The following is a 16344-nucleotide window of genomic DNA, read 5'->3' on the forward strand; positions in this document are numbered from 1 at the left end:
TTTATTTGTTCGTTATTCTCTTATAATAAATAAAGATATATAGACAAAGAAAACCAATTGTAATCAGTGGACCAACCTGGGTGATTGAAAAATGGAAATCAGCTAGCTTTGTCCCTTCTTCATAGATTCTGTTCATGACAGGCATTGCGTTGGACGGCTGTTCATTTTGTAGAAGTCTAAGATAGATAGGTTCCCATAATAGCAGTGCATAAATCCCGGCTGTAAGCCCGTGTAGAATTCTCGCAAAAAAGAATGGTTGAAATCGGATGTCCGTCTGTGAAAGTAGGCTTGCCACTTGAGCTTGAATGCTAAAACCGCTGAAGCCAAGGAAGAAGCTTGTAATGATAGCCTGATGAAGCAAGGTTACATCTTGCACTTGACTCGCCATTTGGCTGCCCATTGTTATTTCAAAAAGTCCAGAAATTGTGGCCATACTCAATGTCCTGTCAAGACCAATTAAACTTAAAAGATACTCAATAAAGCTAGCGAGAAACGCGGTAGCTCCTAGTAAGTATAACAATTTATTGATGACTGAAAAGATAATGATAAAGCCGCCTATCATTAAAAGAGTTTGAATCGACGACATAACGGCATCCCCAAGTAGTTGCCCAACTGGACGGTCATCCTTGATACGGCTATTATGTAGGGCTGCAAAAGCATCGCCAATGGTGATTCGTTTTTTCTTATCTTGTGCCTTTGGTACCTCGTTTTTTCCATAAAACCTCATTGCTAACCCAACTGTTATGATCCCTAGATAGTGGGCAATGGCTAGAAGTACACCCAGTTGTGCATTATGGAAGAAACCTACCGCTACTGCTCCAAAGATAAAGATAGGGCTTGAAGCATTGGTAAAAGAAACGAGTCTTTCTGCTTCTATTTTTGTAATCTGTCCATCCTTCCGGAGTCGCGCTGTCAACTTGGCCCCAGATGGTGTCCCAGAAGCCATGCTCATTGCCCAGACAAAGCCGCCTACTCCTGGTACTCGGAACAAGGGGCGCATAAGTGGTTCAAGTAGAACCCCAATAAATTTAACCACCCCAAAGCCAATTAGCAGTTCCGATACGACAAAGAAAGGCAACAAAGAGGGAAATACTATTTCCCACCACATATTTAAGCCTCTTATTGAAGCGTCTAATGATTCCTGCGGAAAAATAATCATTGAGACGGCCATACCTGTAACGGAAGTCGCGAGCACCCCCGTTTTTATTTTTGACTTTAGCACGTAAATCCTCCCTCCGCAGGTCTACTGCTGTAAAACCTAATTAAACAGTGATAAAATAAGGAATATTCATCATACGATATTGGGTTTGGTTGCTTGGCAATATGTGTTGTTCTGTTGAAGTAAGGTCAACCATATATAAACAACAAAGCTGTTTAAACCACGTAATACCTTGTCCTCATATAAAATCAATATGCTAACAAGTATGGAAATTAGACCAAAAGTTTATCGCAGATTAACGGGCAGTAAAACCCGAATTCAAGACTTAGAGGAATCGCGAAGGAAAAGTGGCCGGTTAACTGCCCGTAAATGCCCGATTGGTTCAACTAACCATCAGTGGGGGATAGCCCCCCCCCACTGATGGAAGTTTCACTTTATCGTGTTATCTCCTCACTTTAGGATTCACGGGTTAATTGGAAGATGGGGGATGAAAATCAATATGTTTGATTTAAACAAAGGAGGAAATCGTTTGCGGCGTCCAAAAGTAGGTTTAGCTCTAGGGTCTGGAGGAGCTCGAGGGTTTGCCCACCTTGGAGTCATTAAAGTGTTGAAGGATGAAGGAATCCCTATTGATATGATAGCTGGAAGTAGTATGGGAGCTATGGTTGGTTGTTTTTATGGAGCTGGGCTGGATATTGACCGGCTTTATAAGCTTTCAAAGGCATTTAAACGAAAGTATTATTTAGATTTCACAGTTCCCAAAATGGGGTTTATCGCTGGAAAAAGGGTTAAGGAATTAATCCGGATTTTCACACATGGAAAGCAAATTCAAGAGTTAGACATTCCCATTGCAGTAGTCGCGACCGATTTAGTGTCAGGCGAGAAGGTCGTTTTTAAAGACGGCCCAGCTGCGGATGCAGTTAGGGCAAGTATCGCAATCCCAGGAATATTTACCCCCGAGAAATTAAATGGTCGGTTATTAATTGATGGCGGTGTCGTAGACCGAATTCCTGTTTCAGTTGTAAAAGAAATGGAAGCAGATATTGTGATTGCCGTGGATGTTTCGCATGTTAATACAAACTCGGAAATCACATCTATATTTGACGTTATCATGCAAAGTATTGATATTATGCAAATGGAACTTGTAACAAATCGGGAAGTTGCCTCTGATATCATGTTAAGACCCAGAGTTGAAAGCTATAGTTCAAGAGCATTTACGAATATTGATGAAATTATTGCAATTGGTGAGGAAGAAGCAAAAAAACAAATCGTAAAAATCAAGCAAGTTATTGAGCAATGGAAGGAGCCCCAATCACCATGAAAAAAATAGGATCTTTTCGACTAACTCTTTTAATTGCGATTCTCCTATTTGCAAGTTCTTTTTATTATTTACCTTTTTATGTATCTAAGCCAGGAATGGCAAAGGAACTAGAGCCAATAATTGAGGTAGAGGGTGGGTTTGAGGAAGAAGGAAGCTTTATGCTCACAACAATAAGAATGGGAAGGGCCAATATTTATTCCTATTTACTAGCTCATTTAAGTGATTATCAAGAAATCCACCCTGTTGAAGAAATTAGGGGAGAAAACGAAACGGATGAAGAATACACGATGAGACAGCTTCATATGATGGATAGTTCAAAAACCAGTGCAATAGAGGTTGCGTATAAGAAAGCCGGTTATCCAATCGATTATGACTATAACGGCGTATATGTATTACAAGTGGTTCCAGGTATGCCTGCAGAGGGGAAGTTGACCCCTGGAGACCGAATTGTTGAAATTGATGGGCAAAGGTTTAATTCCTCGGCAGAATTTATTGAATATGTAGGAGAGAAACAAGCAGGAGATGAAGTAACCTTAACAGTTGAGAAAAAAGAGAAAGAAAGCAAAGTTATTCTGGGAATTAAGCAGTTTGATGAGCTGAGCGAAAGAGTAGGAATTGGCATTTCTCTAGTTGATGACAAAGAAATAAAAGTTTCTCCTAAGGTGGATGTCGAAACAGATGAAATTGGTGGACCATCAGCTGGTTTAATGTTTTCACTTGAAATTTACAATCAGTTAATTGAAACAGATTTGACAAAAGGGTATGAAATTGCGGGAACAGGGACAATTTCTCCCGACGGGACGGTTGGTCGAATTGGTGGAATTGAAAAGAAAGTGGTAGCAGCAGATAAGGCTGGAGCAGAATTCTTTTTAGCTCCAAATGAAAAGGGAGCCGAAGATTCGAACTATCAAGCAGCTGTTCGAACAGCGGAGGATATCGATACAAGGATGAAGATTATTCCAATCGATACGTTTGAAGATGCCGTGCACTATTTAGAAAACTTAACCCCGAAAACAGGCTGAGGAGCTGTCTTCGGGGTTTGTTTGTTTTTGGCTTTTTTTACATCATTAGTTGCTTTTGTTGTTACTTCGGAGTAATTTGTGAAAAAAGAGCGTGTAGACTATTTCACTCGCACTTGCGTAAAAACCATCAACTAGGTCCTAAAACCCAATCTTTTACGAAAACAGCCTTCGCTAAAGTTGTATAGGGTGTTGTTTGAAATCAAGAGATAGTAAACGTTCTTGTTCATTTTTGCTTTTTAATCCTAATGCATACAGTCTGGCAGCGCGAAGATCGAGTTCAAGTAATTGTTTATTAGATGACAACTTTGAGATAAGCGGAAGGTGAAGGTTCTTTTTCTCTTTTCGCAAATATTCTCGACCCTTTGCGCTCATTCCCAGTAGCCTTAAATATTCGGGTTGTTTTTTAGGTGTCATTTCAGCTTTTTTTACATTCATTAAAATATGGAGAGATACACGTTGTAACCTTGTCCAGGTATAGCGCTTCGTTTTGATTTGTTCCATAAAATCCTGAAACGAATTAGCTTTAAGTGCAGCATGCTGCAATCTATTTTCGAGGCCCTCCTCAACTTCGTGAATCCCTCTCAATTCCTCGGGACTGCTCAGAAGGAGCTTATATTTTAATAGGTCCCAGTAATCTTCCCATGTATGAAATTGTCTGTACTCTTTTTTATAGTTATGGAGTAAATCATAGGTTGTTTGTGGAAGATACGAATGTATTCCTTCAATCGAACCGTTTACAGAAAATAGGGCTTTTCTGATGCTGGTTGCGCTTGCGATAGAGGACGAAGCAAAATGCTGATCGTGATAATTTGCATTTTTTCTGGTAATTGTTAGCGGTTGAATAGCGAACTTTTGCTGCTGAATTGCGGCAACATATTGTAGGCCTAGAATATTATTTGGTTTTGATAAATCAAGTAAATGTTTTCCGGGTGAAAGAGCTTCAAAACTTAAAGATAAGGCCTTCGGATAGCTTACACCTTGGCTACTAAATTCCTTAATTTTTTCTTGAAATTCATCATTTTTTTCATTTAGAAAGTCTAGAGTTTCTCTAAAGGTATGTATATCACCGGCTTCGCTGCCAAAACATAAGGAGTGACAATTGACGGCTGCCAGAAGTGAAACTGCACCGGTTGCAAAGATGTCTGCATTTTGGGTTGCGAAAAAGTAGGGAAGTTCAAAAACAATATCCGCTCCACCGTTTAGAGCCATTTCTGTTCTTGCCCATTTAGATACTAGTGCTGGTTCCCCTCTCTGGAGAAAGTTCCCACTCATCACGGCAATGACTACTTCAGCACCAGATTGTTTTTTTGTTTGATCAAGATGAAACTTGTGACCATTATGAAATGGGTTATATTCAACAATTACCCCGACTGCTTTCATTTTTTCACCTTTTTATCTAACGGGAGATCCCGAATTGATTTTGGTTCCTAAGAGGAACATTATGCTTTATACTAAATTGAACAACCCGTACAAAGGGTTTAAATTCATGTGACAACGTCTACATTATACTGTAAAGAAAAAATATTGACAAATAGGTAAGCGAAAGCTATAATTACCTTTGTTGCCTTGGGGTGATTCTATGAAATGGACAATGAGTCAGTTACAAAAATATCGAAACAAGGACTTTTCGGTTGACGAAATCATCAGAGTAGATGAGATTAAAGAAGTTGATCCATCTATTCGTGAGGTGTCACCGATGCATATAAAGGGCCGGGTTGACATCAGTGCAACGAAAGTGACCTTTCATATTCGTATTGAGGGTTATCTTATCCTTCCTTGTTCTCGTACATTGGTTGATGTCAAATATCCAGTGAATGTCGAAACAACTGAAACCTTCCTACTTGATACTCCAGAGTATGAAACAGAGGAGGAAATGCATCAAGTACAAGGTGATGTGATTGACCTGATGCCTGTGATAAGAGAAATCCTCTTGCTTGAGGTTCCGATGCAAGTTTATTGTGAGGATGTCCAAAGCAAGGATGGAGCTCCTCAGTCAGGTAAGGACTGGGAAGTAATTCACGGTGAAGAAAAGCAACAAAAGGTAGATCCTAGACTTGCTGGCCTCGCGAAATTTTTTGAACAAGATGATTCAAGTGAAAAGTAAATCATCTAAACAAAATTATGAAGCTCAGTTCTGACTGGCTTGATAAGGTGAGACTTCCAATGTGGGGTTTGACTAAAACTACCTTTAACTCTCTTTAAGGAGGTGGGAAGAATGGCTGTACCATTTAGAAGAACGTCTAAAACTGCGAAGAGAAAACGCCGTACTCATTTCAAATTGCAAGTTCCAGGCATGGTTGCATGCCCAAACTGCGGTGAAATGAAACTAGCTCACCGTGTTTGTAAAGAATGCGGAACATACAAAGGGAAAGAAGTCGTAAACGACTAATTTTTTCCTAAAAAAGCACAGGACTAGCTCCTGTGCTTTTTTGCGTTAAATAAGTAGTTTACAAGCTCCTTTATCCCAGGTTTACGCTATTTTGAGTAGAGGTCAAGCAACCGTTCTTTATTATTCACTATTTCAATAAAGTATGAGAAAAGAGCCTTTTAAATTGGTAAAATAATTATGAACATTGGATTTATATAATGACCAAGGGGATAGGTGAAGAAATGGAGTCATACCTTATATCAAAAGATGCAAGCGGTTTATTATTTTATACTATCAACAGACCAGAAAAAAGAAATGCTGTGAATGATGAGATCATGGACGGTCTTGAAAAGGCCATTTCACTGGCTGAAGCGGAGGATGTTAAAGCCCTTGTTATTACTGGTGCAGGTGACAGGGCGTTTTGTTCTGGTGGGGATCTATCCGTTTTTCATCGGTTAAAGACGAAGGAGGAAGCATATCCGATGCTTTCTAAAATGGCAAAGATTATTGGTAAATTGCTCTTAATGCCGAAACCAACTGTCGCTCTAATGAACGGAGTTGCGATTGGAGGAGGGTGTGAAATTGCGACTGCTTGTGACTTTCGTCTTGGGAGAAAGGGGATGAAAGCAGGTTTTGTTCAAGGAAACTTGGCCATCACAACTGGCTGGGGAGGTGGTTCAATTTTATGTGAAAAGTTCCCAGCTTCCACGGCATTAAAAATGCTAACGGATGGGTCTATGCTATCTGCTGATGAGCTATTAAATATGGGCTATCTTGACCACGTTTATGAGGGGGATCCATATCGCAATTGTACTGAGTTTCTTGGTAAATTACTTGAAAAAGAAGTAGGAGTTTTGTCAGCTTATGTCGCAATCTTGCGGAGAAAATGGTCGGAGGCATCTCTCATAGAAAGAATAGAACAAGAGGCTGTACAATGTGCAATCCTCTGGGGAAAAGAAATACATCATCAGAAAGTGGAGGAATTTTTAAATAAATCGTAACAGATAAAAAATAAAAGCTATATTCTATCTTTCCTAGTAGATGCATATGAATGAATAAAAAACTAGGAGGGATATTCATATGCCTATTACTCGTCAAGATGCTTGGACCGATGATGAAGATTTAATGCTCGCTGAAACGGTGTTACGACATATAAGAGAAGGTGGAACTCAGCTTAGGGCTTTTGAAGAGGTTGGAAAAAAACTTTCTCGGACAGGTGCAGCTTGTGGCTTCCGGTGGAATTCTTTTGTGCGCAAACAATATCAATCCGGTATTGAACTTGCAAAGAAACAACGAAAAGAATTAAAAAAGCAGTCCAAGAAAGTAGAAGATGAGCCGGTTATTGAAAAGGCAATTGAAGATGCTGCAGACCTTAATGAAGTAGAAAGCCTTACAATTGAGGCTGTAAAAAGCTTCCTAGATGATTTACAAGAAAAGGTAGAAAGGGCCAGTGTTCATCAGGATGATCTTTCCAAGTATGATCAACGAGTAAAGGAACTTGAGAAGAAGGTCACTTACTTATCTACTGAGAATGAAAGGCTTAAGGAAGAATTAAAAACCATAGAAGGCGATCATCGTGCTTTAGTCGACATTATGGATCGAGCGAGAAAAATGGTGGGGAGTAAGGAAAATTAAAGGGGCTGTTAGGTAGATGAAAACATGATGGGGAAAAGGAAAAAAAGCGCCTATGGCAAACCACCATAGGCGCTACACTATTCATTCATCATGTACTTGCTCAGTTACACCGTCTGGAAACCAGACAAACGGATTCTCTCCTCGATCTCGTTCAACCTCATAGGTTGCTGTTGCAAACCCCATGGTTGTCCAGAAATCAGAAGAATTGATTCTTCCGTTTGTTTTAATTGGAAGCCCTTGGGATTTTGCAAACTCGACTAGTGCTCGACCGTACCCTTTCTGCTGGTATTCAGGTAGAACTTCGAGTTTCCATAGCTCCAAATAATCCTGAGGAGGGTTAAAATATCGGTCAAATTTTGCATCAATTTGATAGAGGCTCATCCTAGCAACAAGCCTATCACCAAAATAGACGCCATAAAATGGCGAGTCACTATCGTTTTCAATCATATTTGCTTCTAAATCTTCTAACATGGACAACTCCTGACGACCATACTGTTTAAACCTTTTAAACTCTTCAAGAGTTTTATAGTTTATTTTAAGTTTTACTACTTTATGCGTCACAGTCAATCCCCCTATTTTACTGCTTTCCGCTAATTCAGAGGTCTCCTCCCTAAATTATAGCGGTTTTTAAGTGCCTATTTTTATTATATTATAAATAAAGGAAAAGTTCTGCATTTATCATTCAGAAAGCGCTTTCCAATATTTTCACAAGAAAAGGTACAATTACACTCCTGTCCTTCTTTCAACCTCCGTAATAAAGTTATGACTTTCTACTCATGAAAACCCTTCTAAGGTATACAACTCTTCCTTCATGAAATGTTCCTGAACATAAACATTATCCACTAGGACATGCATATGCAAGGTACTTGAACAGTCATTGATAACAGCTGGAGACTCTCGGGGAATTCGCTATGTTCTCGTATGTAGTACGTTTCGATTGTAGAGTCGTGCTTGCAACATTAAGCTGGACTTTTTTAAAGAAGGGATACACTTCAAATCTTCTACTCTAGTATGCTTGTCAGTACTAGTCTCGTTTTATTAGAGTTCTTAATAGATAGAAATTATGATCAAGGTCCATCTCTCGTGTGGAGAATGAGGGAGCATTAATATATGGTTCGATGTTCCTAGTATAAAAATATCACATACTAAGAGCCTTCGCTTCAATTGTCTCTTTTAAATTCTATCCTTCTATGCTGAAAAAATCCCAAAGGGGAATAGGTATCTGTTAAAATATAACTAAAGTCTAAAATAGGGGTTTAAAGATGAAAATCGGGATTATTGGAGCAGGGGCAATTGGTTTATTATTTTCATATTATCTTAGTGAGAAAAATCAAATAACCATTTATACCCGTTCAAAAAGGCAGGCTGAACTCATCCAATCAAAAGGAATCTGTTTAATGGATGGGGAAACAACAAATATAGTTCGTGTGGAGGCTGTTCCATTTGAACTTTGGACAGGCTCAGAAGACCTAACAATCATAACGGTAAAGCAGTATCACCTTCCAACAATTCTGCCAGTATTAACTAATCAGATTAACGATTGGGGTAGTTTATTGTTTCTACAAAATGGAATGGGGCACCTTAAGTGGCTTTCTGAACTTAAGGCACCTAGAATCTATCTTGGATCTGTTGAACATGGTGCTGCAAGATTGAATGAGCATACAGTTTCCCATAATGGGTATGGTTTAACGAAGGTTGCGGTCTATCGTGGGAGTGAAGATCACTTAAGGTCATTAGTCGGTGCAACTCAAGCTCGTTTTCCAATATCCCTAGAGGATGATTATCAAGCGATTTTGCTTACCAAGCTGATTGTCAATTGTATTATCAATCCATTAACAGCTACCTTTCAGGTTACAAATGGTACACTTGTAAGCAATCCTTATTATTATCTAATTGTGACTAGTCTTTTTGAAGAAATTGTAAATATTCTAAACATACATAATCGGGAGGAACACTTTGCAAATGTACTCTCTGTCTGTCAAAAGACAACGGCTAATCAATCTTCGATGTTAAAGGACATAGCGGCTGGTAGGGAGACAGAAATCGATGCCATTTTAGGATATGTCCTAGAGGAGGCAAATCGAAAACAAATGCAAGCTCCGTTAACCCACAACTACTACAATCTAATTAAAGGGAAAGAATTCAAAGAGGAGGATTTTAGGTGACGGGTATCCTTTCTGTTGCTGCAGCTACACTTGTGACATTGCCATTGGTTGGCTATCTTCTCATGTTTATTTTCAGCAAACAACTTACTAAAAATCATAAGCGCTCTGTTCAAAGAGCGATAGATTTCAGCACTTTTTTATTCATTATTTCGAATCATTTTCTAATCATGGTTATTTGGGGAAAATCATTTCTTTGGTTAATTCTCCTTATTTTAATTGCTTTAGCGATTATTTTTGTTCTTTATCATTGGAAGGTTCGCCAGGAAATTGAATACACTCGTGTATTTAAAGGCTACTGGCGGATGAACTTTTTACTCTTCTTCTTATCCTATGTTGTCCTAATTATTTATGGGATTGTACAACGGGTCTCTGGGGTAGTGGCAATATTGTAATTTGTCCATTATTCCCACATTCTTCAATCAAAGTCTTTTTCTTTTCGAAACTAACAATGCTATACTACAAAGAGTGAAAACTGTTAACGAGAAAGGAAGACTTTTACATGGAGATTTTGAATCTCTCGCTCCCGGCAGCTAACCGATTTGCTACAGGTTATCTTGAAGGTGATGCAGAAATCCAGAGCTTCTTTCATTATAATTATCAGATGGATTCGGATTATAAAACCCGTTTAGAAGAATTATCAACTAGAAAATTCTATAGACAAGAAATAGCTCAACATATTGAACATTTCATGTCTCGTTTTCCTTCTTCAGATCAGGTAATGAAAAATATTGAAAAACTAAAGCTCAAAAATAGTGTTGCTGTAATAGGCGGACAGCAAGCAGGTCTGCTTACAGGTCCTCTTTATTCTGTTCATAAGGTAATCTCCATCATTAAACTTGCTGAACAAAAGGAACAGGAGCTTGGAGTACCAGTGGTCCCCGTATTTTGGATTGCAGGCGAAGATCATGATTACCAAGAGGTCAATCACGTTTATGCATTAAGAAATGACAAGCCAGAAAAGATCCTCTACCCTGAAAAAAATCTTCAAAAATGTATGATTTCTGATACCATGTTAAATCGCGAAAAGTGTTTATCTTGGGTTGAGGATATTATCGAGTCGTTTGGGGAAACACACTATACCAATAGTATTCGGGAATTTACCAAGAAGGCTTTGGACGTATCAGAAACCTTTGTCGATTTTTTTGCCATGATTATTATGGAAATGTTTAAAGACCATGGGTTGCTCATCATTGATTCAGGAGATAGGGAGCTTCGGCGGTACGAGAGTGAATTTTTTATTAAGCAATTAAATCAACACGCAGAAATTACAATTAAAGTTAAGAATCAGCAACAAATCATCTCCAAGGCTGGTTTTAAGCCTGCAATTGATATCGGTGAAGATGCAGCGAATTTGTTTTACACAGATCCGATTACAAATGAACGAGTATTGCTTCAGTATGAGCCTATCAATGGGGTTTTCTTTGGTAAAAATGGTGAAGTTTCGTTAACGAAAGATGAATTGCTCACAATCGCAACAGAGTTTCCTGAAAGGCTTAGTAACAATGTTGTCACTAGACCTTTAATGCAAGAATGGTTATTTCCAACCATAGCTTTTATTGGGGGACCTGGAGAAATAGCTTATTGGGCGGAACTTAAAACAGTCTTTGAGCATTTTAATATGAAAATGCCACCTTTAGTACCAAGACTAAATATTACAATCTTGGACCGTTCAATTGAAACGGATTTAGATGAATTAGACCTAGACCTTCAGGAGGTTTTAGAACACGGTACTAATCAACATGAGTTGAAGTTTATTGATTCGATGAAGGACCGAGAACTAGAAGACTTATTGAATGAAGCTAAGAATCAACTCAAGACTCAATATGAGTTAATCCGTTCGAAATCTGCACATGTTGACAAGGCATTGCTTCCATTAGTTGAAAAGAACGAAAAAATCATTTTAAAGCAGATTGAATTTATGGAGAAAAAGGTTTACGAATCTGTCTGCCGAAAACATGATCATGTTTTGAAAAAGTTCTCTAGAGTGGAAAATGCACTTAGACCAAATGGATCGCCGCAAGAAAGATTATGGAATCCCTTCTATTATTTAAATAAGCATGGGATTGACTTTTTCTCTGCTGTTTTGACATTATCTTTTAAATTTGACGGTACCCATAAGGTTATCAAAGTTTAGACTCCTGATTGGAGTCTTTTTTTTGTTGAAAAACCAATGGATTTGTAGATGAAAAATCCCTTGAGAAATAGGGCCTTTTTGCAGGAATCAGGATAGTGGGGGAGAATATTTAAAAATATGTGGAGGAAAGTGGGGGATTGTGGTACATTTGTTTTAGAAAGTGGGGTTAATGGGTATGTTCATGGGCGAATACCATCATAACATTGATATCAAAGGTCGCCTAATCGTTCCCGCGAAACTGCGAGATGGTCTAGGTGAAATGTTCATTATTACTCGTGGACTAGACCAATGTTTGTTTGGGTATCCCGTCTCTGAATGGGCTGTGATTGAGGACAAGCTTAAAGGCCTCCCACTAACAAAAAAAGATGCACGTGCATTCACCCGATTTTTCTTTTCAGGTGCTACCGAGAGTGAGATTGACAAGCAAGGAAGAATCAATATACCATCTACGCTTCTTCAATATGCCAAACTGGAAAAGGAATGTGTCATTTTAGGTGTTTCCAATCGGATTGAAATATGGAGCAAAGCCATTTGGGAAGAATATTTCGTACAATCAGAGGAATCTTTTGCTGAAATTGCGGAAAATATGATTGGGTTCGATATTTAAAGGTAATATTATTCTGATAATATCACCTGACGATTGGAAAGGGGAAAGACATGTTTAAACATACAACAGTTTTACTTGAAGAAGCCGTTTCGGGGCTAGATATTAAGCCGGATGGAATTTATGTGGATTGTACTCTCGGAGGTGCTGGGCATAGCGAGTTGATTCTGTCGAGGCTCTCTGACAATGGAAAGTTATATGCATTTGACCAGGATGATACAGCGATCCAAAATGCCCGAGAAAAGTTGGCGAGATTTGGTGATCGGTTAACCATCATCAAAAGTAATTTCCTTCATTTAAAAAGAGAATTAGAACAACGGGGAGTTTATAAGGTTGACGGGGTGCTTTATGATCTTGGTGTTTCATCGCCACAGCTCGATAATCCCGAACGTGGATTTAGTTATCATCACGATGCCCCTCTAGATATGAGAATGGATCAAGATGCTGAGGTTTCAGCCTATGATGTAGTCAACAAATGGACGTATGAGCAGTTAGTGAAAATCTTCTTTCGATATGGAGAAGAGAAGTTTTCGAAACAAATAGCAAGGAAAATCGAAGCGGCACGGGAAGTACAACCGATTAAGACAACCGGTGAACTGGTGGAGTTAATCAAAGACGCAATTCCTGCCCCGGCTAGAAGAACGGGTGGACACCCTGCGAAGAGAACCTTTCAAGCGATTAGAATCGCTGTTAATGATGAGCTTCAAGTCTTTGAGGATTCTTTGGAACAAGCCATGGAAATATTGGGCGAAGGTGGAAGAATTAGCGTAATTACTTTCCATTCTTTAGAAGACAGAATTTGCAAGGTAACCATGAAGAAAGCCAGTGAGACACCACCACTGCCACCGGGTTTACCAATTATTCCTGAGGAATTTAAGCCAACGGTAAAATTAATCACAAGAAAGCCAATTCTACCTTCTGAGGAAGAACTCGAAGCCAATAATCGAGCGCGATCTGCGAAGTTAAGAATTGCTGAAAAGTTGTAACTATTGTGCGGAACGACAGAACAAAACCAATAAACAGGAGGAAATAGGATGAGCAATCTTGCTAAAAAAATTCAGCAGGAAGAACAGCACCATTCGCATCAGCAACCATCAATTGCACCGAAACCGGTCGCACCAAGAAAATTCAACTGGCTGTCCCCTGGAGAAAGAATCTTAATTTTTTCATTTGGTGTTTTGTTCTGTATTGGAGCAGCCTTTATCATTTCTAAACAAGCTGACGTTTATCAAGTGAATAAAGAAATTCAGCTTGTAGAAAGCACTATTCAAGACCAACATAAAGTTAATAGTGATTTAGAAATGCAAATCAGCGAGTTGAGCCGCTATGAACGGATTAAGGAACAAGCTGAAAAACTTGGCTTAAGCCTAAATGAAAACAATGTTAAGGTTGTGCAGTGACAATGAACAAGAAGCAACCAAATATGAATGTGGGAGCAGCTGGATTGTTTTTAGTATTCAGCCTGCTCTTTTTTATCTTAATTTATCGTTTCTTATCTATTCAAATCACTGGTGAGGCCGATGGTCAGGTACTTGCAGCGAAGGCTCAACAAAAGTACTCAAATGAGACAGTGATTGAGGCTGTTAGAGGGACAATTTTCGACCGAAATGATGAAGTAATAGCAGAGGATGCAAGCGCCTATACACTCGTAGCCATCCTCGATGAAGATATGACCACGAATCCAAAAGAACCAAAACATGTGGTCGATCCAGAAAAAACAGCGATGGTTTTAGCGAAATATATTAATATGGATGAGTCAGAGATCTTACAGCGCTTATCGAAGGATGGAGCATTCCAGGTCGAATTTGGTGTCGCAGGCAGGGATATCTCTCATCAAATTAAGAGTGAAATAGAAAAAGAGAAACTTCCGGGCATTATTTTTACTAAAGGATCTAAACGGTTTTACCCAAACGGTGTATTTTCCTCCCATTTAATTGGCTTTGTGGAGAAAAAGGAAAACGAGGATGGTCGGTCCGAAACGAGTGGGAAACTTGGGATAGAGCAAAGTTACAATAAACTCCTGACAGGAAAAAATGGCTCTTTGAAAGTTGAAAGTGACCTCTGGGGGTTCTTGTTACCAGATGCGGAAAAGAAAGTAACACCTGCAGAAAATGGCGATAACCTCTACTTAACAATTGATAAAAAAATACAGACGTTTCTTGAAGATGCAATGAACCGGGTCGATGAGGAATATGAGCCAGAAAAAATCATTGCGATTGTTGCGGACCCGAAAACGGGAGATATCCTAGCAATGGGCCAAAGGCCGACATTTCACCCTCAAACAAGGGAGGGGATCGAAAATAGCTGGCATAATGAAATTATTGAAACCACGATTGAGCCGGGGTCAACCATGAAGACCTTTACGTTGGCTGCTGCTGTAGAGGAAAATGTCTTTAACCCAAATGAAACGTTTCAATCGGGTTCTTATCGAGTAACGCCTAAATCAGTCCCCATTCGTGATCACAACTATGGGAGAGGTTGGGGTGAGATTTCGTACCTAGAAGGAATTCAACGTTCGTCCAATGTTGCTGTTGCAAAATTGGTAAATGAAAAAATGGGTGTAGACACCTTTAGAAACTATTTAACGGAATTTGGATTTGATAAAACGACAGGTATTGAACTTCCCAATGAAGTAACTGGAAAGATTCAATATGAATGGCCGATTGAGAAAGTAACCACATCATTTGGACAAGGGACAACGATGACCCCCTTGCAGCTAGTTCAGGCAACTACAGCTATTGCGAATAACGGAAAAATGATGAAGCCTAGAATCATTGACAAGATTGTTGATTCTACGACTGGAAAGGTCATTGAACAGAGTGAACCTAAAGTTGCAGGCACACCTATTTCTCCTGAAACAGCGAAAAAGGTCCGAGAGATTCTCGAAACTACGGTTACAAATGAAGACCATGGTACCGGGGGAAATTATCGAATCGAAGGCTATAATGTTGCTGGAAAAACTGGTACCGCACAGATTCCAGGGGATGATGGAAAATACTTAACAGGTCGTGAGAATTTTCTGTTCTCCTTTTTAGGGATGGCTCCGACAGAAAATCCGGAACTGATTGTCTACGTGGCTGTCCAGCAGCCCAAACTTGATGAAAGTACAAATGGTTCCGTTCCTGTTTCAATGATCTTTAATCCAGTTATGAAAAGCAGCTTGCAATATTTAAATATTCAACCTGCTTCCCAAGGGAAGGTTACCTCAGATGAGATTCCTGATGTCAAAGGAAAGGGAATCGACGAATCAGTCAAACAACTTCAAGAGTCAGGGTTAAATCCGGTTGTAGTTGGCAATGGTGACAAAATAGTTAGCCAGCTTCCAGAAGCAGGTGTTAACACGCTTGAAGGCGAACGGATCTTGTTAAGAACATCAGGGAATGAAATCAAGGTTCCCGATATGACGGATTGGTCGTTTAGAGATGTAATGAAGTTCGCTAAACTTGCAGAGTTAAAATTGAACAAAGCTGGAAATGGCTTTGTCACAAAACAAAGTATTAAGCCAGGAACGATTGTAAGTGGCGGGGAGTATTTAATTGTAGAGCTTAGCACTCCACTTCAGCAAACTGAAGCTAAAGAGTCGGAGAAGAAAAGTGACGATAACAAAGAAACTGCAAATGAACCATCAGAGAGTGATTCTGAAGCAGAAAATAACGAAACAGAGGAAGTCGTATACGACTAACCTCTGTTTTTTTTATTTTTGCCTAATCCGTAAAGGTTGCGAACAATGGGGAAGGCTCAGAGCATCTAGTGGCGATTGTGATGAAAAAGGATGAAGTAAGGGAAACGAGAAGTCGGGACAGTGCCTATAGTAATGATAATTGGGCTGGAATCTCCACCGTTCCCTTTTGCATGATGTTCTCCTTATTTTGGGCACGCTGGAATCTCCACCGTTCCCTTTTGCATGATTCTCCTTATTTTGGGCACGCTGGAATC

At 39.4% G+C, this 16344-nt stretch carries 16 protein-coding genes; 13 read left to right on the forward strand and 3 right to left on the reverse strand.

The window, feature by feature from the left end:
- Position 1 precedes the first annotated feature (1 nt).
- Positions 2–1222 (reverse strand): sporulation integral membrane protein YlbJ, encoded by a 1221-nt coding sequence (gene ylbJ / locus H0185_RS13265; RefSeq protein WP_221873979.1) that lies wholly within the window; start codon positions 1220–1222, stop codon positions 2–4.
- A gap of 436 nt (positions 1223–1658) precedes the next feature.
- Between ylbJ and H0185_RS13270 the strand changes: the two genes are divergently transcribed.
- Both H0185_RS13270 and H0185_RS13275 read left to right on the forward strand, forming a co-directional pair.
- Complete coding sequence (locus H0185_RS13270) at positions 1659–2480, forward strand: patatin-like phospholipase family protein (protein WP_221874002.1); 822 nt, start codon at positions 1659–1661, stop codon at positions 2478–2480.
- Positions 2477–3502 carry a SepM family pheromone-processing serine protease gene (locus tag H0185_RS13275; protein WP_221873980.1) on the forward strand — a complete coding sequence of 342 codons (1026 nt, stop codon included), beginning with the start codon at positions 2477–2479 and terminating at the stop codon, positions 3500–3502. The genes H0185_RS13270 and H0185_RS13275 overlap by 4 nt, the downstream gene beginning before the upstream one ends.
- Positions 3503–3673: 171 nt before the next feature.
- Here H0185_RS13275 and H0185_RS13280 read toward each other — a convergent pair whose 3' ends face one another.
- A complete protein-coding gene (locus tag H0185_RS13280) occupies positions 3674–4882 on the reverse strand; it encodes a nucleotidyltransferase (RefSeq protein ID WP_221873981.1) in 1209 nt (402 codons plus the stop codon).
- A 199-nt stretch (positions 4883–5081) separates the two neighbouring features.
- Between H0185_RS13280 and H0185_RS13285 the strand changes: the two genes are divergently transcribed.
- The 4 genes from H0185_RS13285 (at position 5082) to H0185_RS13300 (ending at position 7505) form a co-directional block, all read left to right on the forward strand.
- Positions 5082–5606 carry a YceD family protein gene (locus H0185_RS13285; protein WP_221873982.1) on the forward strand — a complete coding sequence of 175 codons (525 nt, stop codon included), beginning with the start codon at positions 5082–5084 and terminating at the stop codon, positions 5604–5606.
- Between the two features lie 111 nt (positions 5607–5717).
- The gene (rpmF, locus tag H0185_RS13290; RefSeq protein ID WP_046522242.1) at positions 5718–5891 is read left to right on the forward strand and encodes a 50S ribosomal protein L32; all 174 of its coding nucleotides are present in this window, start codon (positions 5718–5720) and stop codon (positions 5889–5891) included.
- A gap of 221 nt (positions 5892–6112) precedes the next feature.
- Positions 6113–6871, forward strand: coding sequence for an enoyl-CoA hydratase/isomerase family protein (locus H0185_RS13295; RefSeq protein ID WP_221873983.1), 759 nt, complete (start codon positions 6113–6115; stop codon positions 6869–6871).
- Positions 6872–6950: 79 nt separating this feature from the next.
- Positions 6951–7505: an RsfA family transcriptional regulator gene (locus H0185_RS13300; RefSeq protein WP_221873984.1), complete on the forward strand. Its 555-nt coding sequence runs from the start codon at positions 6951–6953 to the stop codon at positions 7503–7505.
- Positions 7506–7586: 81 nt separating this feature from the next.
- Here H0185_RS13300 and H0185_RS13305 read toward each other — a convergent pair whose 3' ends face one another.
- Positions 7587–8066: an N-acetyltransferase gene (locus H0185_RS13305; RefSeq protein WP_221873985.1), complete on the reverse strand. Its 480-nt coding sequence runs from the start codon at positions 8064–8066 to the stop codon at positions 7587–7589.
- A gap of 701 nt (positions 8067–8767) precedes the next feature.
- Between H0185_RS13305 and H0185_RS13310 the strand changes: the two genes are divergently transcribed.
- The 7 genes from H0185_RS13310 (at position 8768) to H0185_RS13340 (ending at position 16090) form a co-directional block, all read left to right on the forward strand.
- Positions 8768–9670 carry a 2-dehydropantoate 2-reductase gene (locus H0185_RS13310; RefSeq protein ID WP_221873986.1) on the forward strand — a complete coding sequence of 301 codons (903 nt, stop codon included), beginning with the start codon at positions 8768–8770 and terminating at the stop codon, positions 9668–9670.
- Positions 9667–10062 (forward strand): DUF3397 domain-containing protein, encoded by a 396-nt coding sequence (locus tag H0185_RS13315; protein WP_343223148.1) that lies wholly within the window; start codon positions 9667–9669, stop codon positions 10060–10062. The genes H0185_RS13310 and H0185_RS13315 overlap by 4 nt, the downstream gene beginning before the upstream one ends.
- Positions 10063–10169: 107 nt before the next feature.
- Complete coding sequence (gene bshC, locus H0185_RS13320; RefSeq protein WP_221873987.1) at positions 10170–11804, forward strand: bacillithiol biosynthesis cysteine-adding enzyme BshC; 1635 nt, start codon at positions 10170–10172, stop codon at positions 11802–11804.
- Positions 11805–11979: 175 nt separating this feature from the next.
- Positions 11980–12411 (forward strand): division/cell wall cluster transcriptional repressor MraZ, encoded by a 432-nt coding sequence (gene mraZ / locus H0185_RS13325; protein WP_221873988.1) that lies wholly within the window; start codon positions 11980–11982, stop codon positions 12409–12411.
- A gap of 50 nt (positions 12412–12461) precedes the next feature.
- On the forward strand, positions 12462–13394 hold the full coding sequence (gene rsmH / locus H0185_RS13330) for a 16S rRNA (cytosine(1402)-N(4))-methyltransferase RsmH (protein WP_221873989.1): 933 nt from the start codon (positions 12462–12464) through the stop codon (positions 13392–13394).
- A 48-nt stretch (positions 13395–13442) separates the two neighbouring features.
- The gene (gene ftsL, locus H0185_RS13335; RefSeq protein ID WP_221873990.1) at positions 13443–13808 is read left to right on the forward strand and encodes a cell division protein FtsL; all 366 of its coding nucleotides are present in this window, start codon (positions 13443–13445) and stop codon (positions 13806–13808) included.
- Between the two features lie 2 nt (positions 13809–13810).
- Complete coding sequence (locus H0185_RS13340) at positions 13811–16090, forward strand: penicillin-binding protein (protein ID WP_221873991.1); 2280 nt, start codon at positions 13811–13813, stop codon at positions 16088–16090.
- The last annotated feature ends 254 nt before the right edge of the window (positions 16091–16344 follow it).

This window comes from Mesobacillus maritimus (assembly GCF_019749255.1).
Classification (GTDB): Bacteria; Bacillota; Bacilli; order Bacillales; family Cytobacillaceae; genus Mesobacillus_B; species Mesobacillus_B maritimus_A.